This is a genomic window from Paraburkholderia panacisoli (assembly GCF_008369935.1).
Classification (GTDB): Bacteria; Pseudomonadota; Gammaproteobacteria; order Burkholderiales; family Burkholderiaceae; genus Paraburkholderia; species Paraburkholderia panacisoli.
Map to the genome: position 1 here is coordinate 159,734 of NZ_VTUZ01000021.1, position 6,000 is coordinate 165,733.

The following is a 6,000-nucleotide window of genomic DNA, read 5'->3' on the forward strand; positions in this document are numbered from 1 at the left end:
CCTCAATGCTTGAGTCTGATGTACGGTGCGCTCGTGCGCAAAAACGGGAACTGGCTGCTATACGGGGCGTGGCGTCGGTGAGCCGCCATCGGTTCGCGCATCTGCCGCGGCGCTGCTGCGGATCTCACCGCTGCTTTGCCATCGGCTCGCCGCGCGTTTGCCGGTCAATCGCCCGTGGGAATCAGGTTGCCTTTAATTTGCGCCGATTTGCCGCGAAACATGGCGACAGTTTCGTCAGCGCGATTCGTGACGCGAATATCGTAGATGCCGGTGCGGCCGCTCAGTGTTTGCTCGACCGCTTCCGCCGTGAGCACGTCGCCGCCTCGTACAGGCTTCAGGAACTCGATCGAACAACCAGCCGCAACCGTGTTGATGTTGTACGTGTTGCAGGCGAATGCGAACGCCGAATCGGCGAGTGTGAAGATCAGGCCGCCGTGACAAATCTGGTGGCCGTTCAGAAAGTCGTCGCGCACGGCCATGCGCAGGCGCGCATAGCCCGCACGCACGGCCAGGATTTCGAGCCCGAGCGCACGGCTGCAGGTATCGTTCTCGTACATCGCGGCAGCGGTCGCGCGAGCGAGTTCGTCGGGTGTCATCTGGTTGGGGTGGTTGGCTTGAATGGACATATCAACGGCCCTCGAAGCGTGGCGCGCGTTTTTCCACAAACGCTTGCACACCTTCGGTGTAGTCGTGCGAAGCACCGAGTTCGCGTTGCAGATCACGTTCGAGATCGAGCTGCTGGTCGAGTGCTTGCGTCGCGCCCGCGCGCATGGCCTGCTTGATCGCGGCGATGGCGCGCGTGGGTTGCTGCGCGAGTTGGGACGCGAGTTTGGCGGCGGCCAGGGAGAGTTCCGTGTCGTCGACCACCTGCCAGATCATGCCCCAGCTTTCGGCTTTTTCCGCGCTGAGCTTGTCGCCGGTAATCGCGAGTCCCAACGCGCGCGCCATGCCGACGCGCTGCGGCAGGAACCACGTGCCGCCCGAGTCCGGCACGAGGCCGATCTTCACGAACGCCTGAATGAAGCTTGCTGAGCGGGCTGCGAGCACGAGGTCGCAAGCCAGCGCGAGATTGGCGCCGGCGCCCGCAGCCGTGCCGTTGACCGCGGCGATCACCGGCAACGGTAGCGCTTGGAGACGGCGAATCAGCGGGTTGAAGTGCTTGTCGATCAGATCACCAAGATCCGTCGATGCGCCGGGCGTGAAGTCGAGATCGGCGAGATCCTGGCCGGCGCAGAAGCCGCGGCCCGCGCCAGTCAGCACGAGAGCGCGGGCGCCGGAGGCTTCGACTTCACCGAGCGCGGCGCTCAGTTCCAGATGCATTGCGCGGGTGAAGCTGTTGAGCTTGTCCGGCCGGTTCAGCGTGATGGTTGCTACATGGCTCGATGCGTCGATGTCCAGGCGAATCGCTTCATATGACATTGGGTGTCTCCTCAAAGTCTCTTTGGCCGATGGGCACTACTGCGGTTGCTATGAAAGCCGCTCGATGACCAGCGCAATGCCTTGCCCGACACCGATGCACATCGTGCACAACGCAAAGCGCCCGTTGATCCGTTCCAGCTGGTACAGCGCGGTGGTAATCAGACGCGCCCCGGATGCGCCCAGCGGGTGGCCGAGCGCAATGGCGCCGCCGTTCGGATTGACGCGCGGATCGTCATCGCGCAGACCGAGTGTGCGCAGCACCGCGAGGCCTTGCGACGCGAATGCTTCGTTCAGTTCGATCACGTCGAATTGTTCGAGCGTCATGCCGAGTTGCTTGAGCAGTTTTTGCGCCGCCGGCGCCGGTCCGATGCCCATGATGCGCGGCTCGACACCCGCGGTCGCCATGCCCACCACGCGTGCGCGGCGGCGCAGGCCGTACTGTTCGGCCGCCTGCTGATTCGCGAGCAACAGTGCGCAAGCGCCGTCGTTCACACCGGACGCGTTGCCGGCCGTCACGCTGCCGTCCGGACGAACCACGCCCTTGAGCTTACCCAGACTTTCGAGCGACGTTTCCCGCGGATGCTCGTCAAGCACGATGCGTACGGGGTCGCCTTTCTTCTGCGCGACGTCGACGCCGACGATTTCCTGCGCGAACGTGCCGTCACGTTGCGCGCGGGCCGCTTTTTGCTGACTCGCGAGCGCGAACGCGTCCTGATCGGCACGGCTCACACCGAACTGGACGGCGACGTTTTCCGCGGTCTCCGGCATCGAGTCGACGCCGTATTGGCGCTTCATCAGCGGATTGATAAAGCGCCAGCCGATGGTCGTGTCGTGAATGTCGGCTTGACGCGAGAACGCACTACTTGCTTTGCCCATCACGAACGGCGCGCGCGTCATGCTTTCGACGCCGCCTGCAATCATGAGACGGGCCTCGCCAGCCTTGATCGCGCGCGCGGCGGTGCCGACCGCGTCCATGCCCGAGCCGCACAGGCGATTGATGGTTGCGCCCGGCGCATCCGTGGGCAGGTCCGCCAATAGCGCCGACATGCGCGCGACGTTGCGATTGTCTTCACCGGCCTGGTTGGCGCAGCCGTAGATCACGTCGTCGAGGGCTCGCCAGTCGACGCCGGGATTGCGCTCGATCAGCGCCCTGATTGGTACGGCGCCGAGGTCGTCGGCGCGCACGTCTTTGAGGGCGCCGCCGTAGCGGCCGATGGGCGTGCGAATCGCATCGCAGATGAAGGCGTCGTTCATAGGGATTCCCGCTGGGGCGGAGCGGCGCGCAGTGCCGATCCGATGTCTCATGTTAGTTGGGGCGCACGACCCGGTCCATTCGGCCAAACGGCATAGGAACGAGGCCGTGCTTTTCTTATGCCGCTGTCCTAGGCCATTCAGCCAGCTACTGCCGGCGCCGCTTTCGGTTCAACATGAACGCGGCTTTGAACCACACGGAAGCGATTCGCGACGAAGGCTGCATCGGCCAGTGCGGCATTGGCCGCCGGGTTCGCGCCCGTGCCGTGGAAATCGGAGAAGGCCGCGGACTGGTTGACAAACACTGCGCCCGTCAGATTGATCGACAGGGCTACGCCGCCGCGGATCGATGCCTCGTGCGCGTCGTCGAGCACGGCTTCGTCCGTGCTGTACACCGACAGCGTCAGCGCGCCGTGCTCGGCGGCGATCGCGCCGGCGAGATCGAGCGACTGCGCGGTCGAGTCCGTCGCGATCACGAACGAGATCGGGCCGAACCATTCTTTGGTGAACTGCGCGTAGTCGGCCGTTGCGTCCAATTGCAGCACGAGCGGCGTGCGCACGCGCGCGCCAGCGAAAGACGGATGTTCGAGCGTCTGGCTCTGGACCAGAACCCGGCCGAGCTTGGCGGCATCGTCGATGTGCTGGACGACGCCTTCGTTCTGAATCGCGCCGAGCAGTTCGACCGCGCGGGCCGGGTCGGCGACGAGCTTCTGCACGGCGCCGGCGACGGCTTGCGCGACTTCGTCGAAACCGAGCGTGCCGTCGGCGGTGCGGATGCCATTGCGCGGCACGTAGATGTTCTGCGGCGCGGTGCACATCTGGCCCGAGTACAGCGCCAGTGAAAAGGCAATATTGCGGGCGGCGGCTTTGATGTCGTCGACCGAGTCGATCACGATCTGGTTCACGCCGGCTTTTTCGGTGTAGACCTGAGCCTGGTGTGCATTACGCTCGAGCCACGTGCCGTTCTGCGTGCTGCCGGTGAAGTCGATGAGTTTGATCTCCGGGCGCAGAGCCAGATCCTGCACGAGTGCGCCGTCGTTCGGTTCGGTGGCCAGCAACGTGACGACGTTCGGATCGAAACCCGCTTCGCGCAAGACGTCGCGCGCGATTCGCACAGTCAGCGCGAGCGGCAGGATCGCGCCCGGATGCGGCTTGACGATGACCGTATTGCCAGTGGCCAGGTCGGCAAAGAGGCCAGGGTAGCCATTCCACGTCGGGAACGTGCAGCAGCCGAGGACAAGGCCCGTGCCGCGCGGTACGACGGCGTAGCGTTTGTGCATCGCGAGCGGCGGATTCTTGCCTTGCGGCTTTTCCCAGTGAGCGTCAGCGGGGATGCGGCGCAACTGGTCCCACGCGTACACGACCGCTTCGAGCGCGCGGTCTTGCGCGTGCGGGCCGCCGGCCTGAAAAGCCATCATGAACGCCTGGCCGGTCGTGTGCATCACGCTGTAGCCGATTTCGAAACTGGCGCGATTCAGCCGCGCGAGAATTTCCAGGCTCACGCCGATCCACGCCTGCGGGCCTGCCGCGCGCCAGCCGCTCTGCGCGGCGGCGGCCGCCGCGATCAGTGCGTCGGGGTCGCTTTTCGGGTAGCGCACGCCGAGCGGGAAGCCGAACGGCGAGACTTCGGCGCCGACCGTTTCGCCCGTCGATGGTTGGTCCAGTTCGAATGTCGCGTTGAGTAGCGCTTTGAAGGCGGCTTCGCCGTCCGCATTGGCTGTTTCCCCGTACACTTTCGGACTGGGCATCTCGACGAACGGACTCCAGTAGCCGCGCGTTTCAACCGCGGTGAGTGCCTTTTGCAGCGTGTCTTCGTGTTTCGTGAATAGCGGATGTGTCATGGCAGAGGGACTTGGCTGTGCGTTGGGAGGAAGCCTGTCTAATAATTGACCGACCGGTTGGTTGGTGAATGTTAGCATTATTAAGAGAGGCGCGCGAAACGTTTTCGCGTGTGATTAACCACTAGGAGATTAGGAGGCGGCATGGCTTACGAGAACATTCTTGTTGAGACGCGGGGACGGGTCGGTCTGATTACGTTGAATCGTCCGAAGGCGCTGAACGCGCTGAACGACGCCTTGATGGACGAACTGGGCAGCGCGCTGCGCGAGTTCGACGCCGACGACGCGATCGGCGCGATCGTGGTGACGGGTAGCGAGAAGGCGTTCGCCGCGGGCGCCGACATCGGCATGATGTCGGCCTATACCTATATGGATGTCTACAAGGGCGACTACATCACCCGCAACTGGGAGACGGTTCGCTCCATCCGCAAGCCGATCATTGCTGCGGTGGCGGGTTTTGCGCTTGGGGGCGGCTGCGAATTGGCGATGATGTGCGACATCATTTTCGCTGCCGACACCGCCAAGTTCGGTCAGCCGGAAATCAAGCTCGGCGTCATGCCGGGTGCAGGCGGCACACAGCGGCTGCCGCGTGCGGTCTCGAAGGCGAAGGCAATGGATCTGTGCCTCACCGCCCGCTTCATGGATGCGAACGAAGCCGAGCGCGCGGGATTGGTGTCGCGTGTCATTCCGGCTGCCTTGCTACTGGACGAGGCGGTCGCCGCGGCAGCGACCATTGCGGAGTTCCCGTTGCCGGCGGTGATGATGGTGAAGGAGTCGGTCAACCGCGCATATGAGACGACGCTCGCGGAAGGCATACATTTTGAGCGCCGCCTGTTCCATTCGCTCTTCGCCACTGAAGATCAGAAAGAGGGCATGGCCGCGTTCGTGGAGAAGCGCAAGCCGGTTTTCAAGCATCGTTAATACGCTTGTCAAAATAACGCTTGCAAGTCCCCTTCGGGCTCGCTAGAATTCCGCTCTTTCGTGCTCCGGACGCCGGCGCACGGGGAGGCGGGAAAGCCAGCAGTGGCAAGGCTTCCAGCGCGCCGGGCAGGTTAGGCAGTCTCGAAAAACCTGTTGACGGCAAAGCGGAAGTTCTCCATAATCTCCTTTCTCTGCTGCTGATGCAGCGACGCAGAACGGAAGCGGTGCCGGTAGGTGAAACGGACGCCGCGAACGTGAAGCGGATCGATCTTTAAAAACTAACAGCCGATAAGTGTGGGCGCTTGATGCGAGATGCGGGGCGGGTTCTTTGAATCTGCCATAAAGCAAAAGTATCAAGTCTCACACAGTAATGAAAGGAAGGTTTGGCCGTTGAAAGATGGTTGAACACTTCGTCAGTACGTTGAGTGAGCGACCGGTTGGTAAAACAACCGAAAACAGTAACAGGTTTGAACTGAAGAGTTTGATCCTGGCTCAGATTGAACGCTGGCGGCATGCCTTACACATGCAAGTCGAACGGCAGCACGGACTTCGGTCTGGTGGCGAGTGGCGA

At 63.1% G+C, this 6,000-nt stretch carries 5 protein-coding genes and 1 rRNA gene; 2 read left to right on the top strand and 4 right to left on the bottom strand.

What is annotated here, in order from left to right; translation table 11 throughout:
• Positions 1-164: 164 nt before the first annotated feature.
• From paaI to paaN, 4 genes are all read right to left on the bottom strand, one after another.
• On the bottom strand, positions 165-626 hold the full coding sequence (gene paaI / locus FVF58_RS28275) for a hydroxyphenylacetyl-CoA thioesterase PaaI (RefSeq protein WP_149673083.1): 462 nt from the start codon (positions 624-626) through the stop codon (positions 165-167).
• 1 nt (position 627) lies between these two features.
• Positions 628-1,419 (bottom strand): 2-(1,2-epoxy-1,2-dihydrophenyl)acetyl-CoA isomerase PaaG, encoded by a 792-nt coding sequence (paaG, locus tag FVF58_RS28280; RefSeq protein ID WP_149673084.1) that lies wholly within the window; start codon positions 1,417-1,419, stop codon positions 628-630.
• 48 nt (positions 1,420-1,467) lie between these two features.
• Complete coding sequence (gene pcaF, locus FVF58_RS28285) at positions 1,468-2,673, bottom strand: 3-oxoadipyl-CoA thiolase (RefSeq protein ID WP_149673085.1); 1,206 nt, start codon at positions 2,671-2,673, stop codon at positions 1,468-1,470.
• 137 nt (positions 2,674-2,810) lie between these two features.
• Positions 2,811-4,511, bottom strand: coding sequence for a phenylacetic acid degradation protein PaaN (paaN, locus tag FVF58_RS28290; RefSeq protein WP_149673086.1), 1,701 nt, complete (start codon positions 4,509-4,511; stop codon positions 2,811-2,813).
• Between the two features lie 141 nt (positions 4,512-4,652).
• On the opposite strand from paaN, the gene FVF58_RS28295 reads away from it, so the two are divergent.
• Together FVF58_RS28295 and FVF58_RS28300 are read left to right on the top strand one after the other, a co-directional pair.
• Positions 4,653-5,429, top strand: coding sequence for an enoyl-CoA hydratase (locus tag FVF58_RS28295; RefSeq protein WP_149673087.1), 777 nt, complete (start codon positions 4,653-4,655; stop codon positions 5,427-5,429).
• 469 nt (positions 5,430-5,898) lie between these two features.
• Positions 5,899-6,000, top strand: a 16S ribosomal RNA gene (locus tag FVF58_RS28300); the annotation flags it as partial.

Bases quoted from the DNA above. Each gene is read 5' to 3' on its own strand.
- FVF58_RS28295 (WP_149673087.1), top strand. From the start codon at position 4,653: ATGGCTTACGAGAACATTCTTGTTGAGACGCGGGGACGGGTCGGTCTG.
- paaG (WP_149673084.1), bottom strand. From the start codon at position 1,419: ATGTCATATGAAGCGATTCGCCTGGACATCGACGCATCGAGCCATGTA.
- pcaF (WP_149673085.1), bottom strand. From the start codon at position 2,673: ATGAACGACGCCTTCATCTGCGATGCGATTCGCACGCCCATCGGCCGC.
- paaI (WP_149673083.1), bottom strand. From the start codon at position 626: ATGTCCATTCAAGCCAACCACCCCAACCAGATGACACCCGACGAACTC.
- paaN (WP_149673086.1), bottom strand. From the start codon at position 4,511: ATGACACATCCGCTATTCACGAAACACGAAGACACGCTGCAAAAGGCA.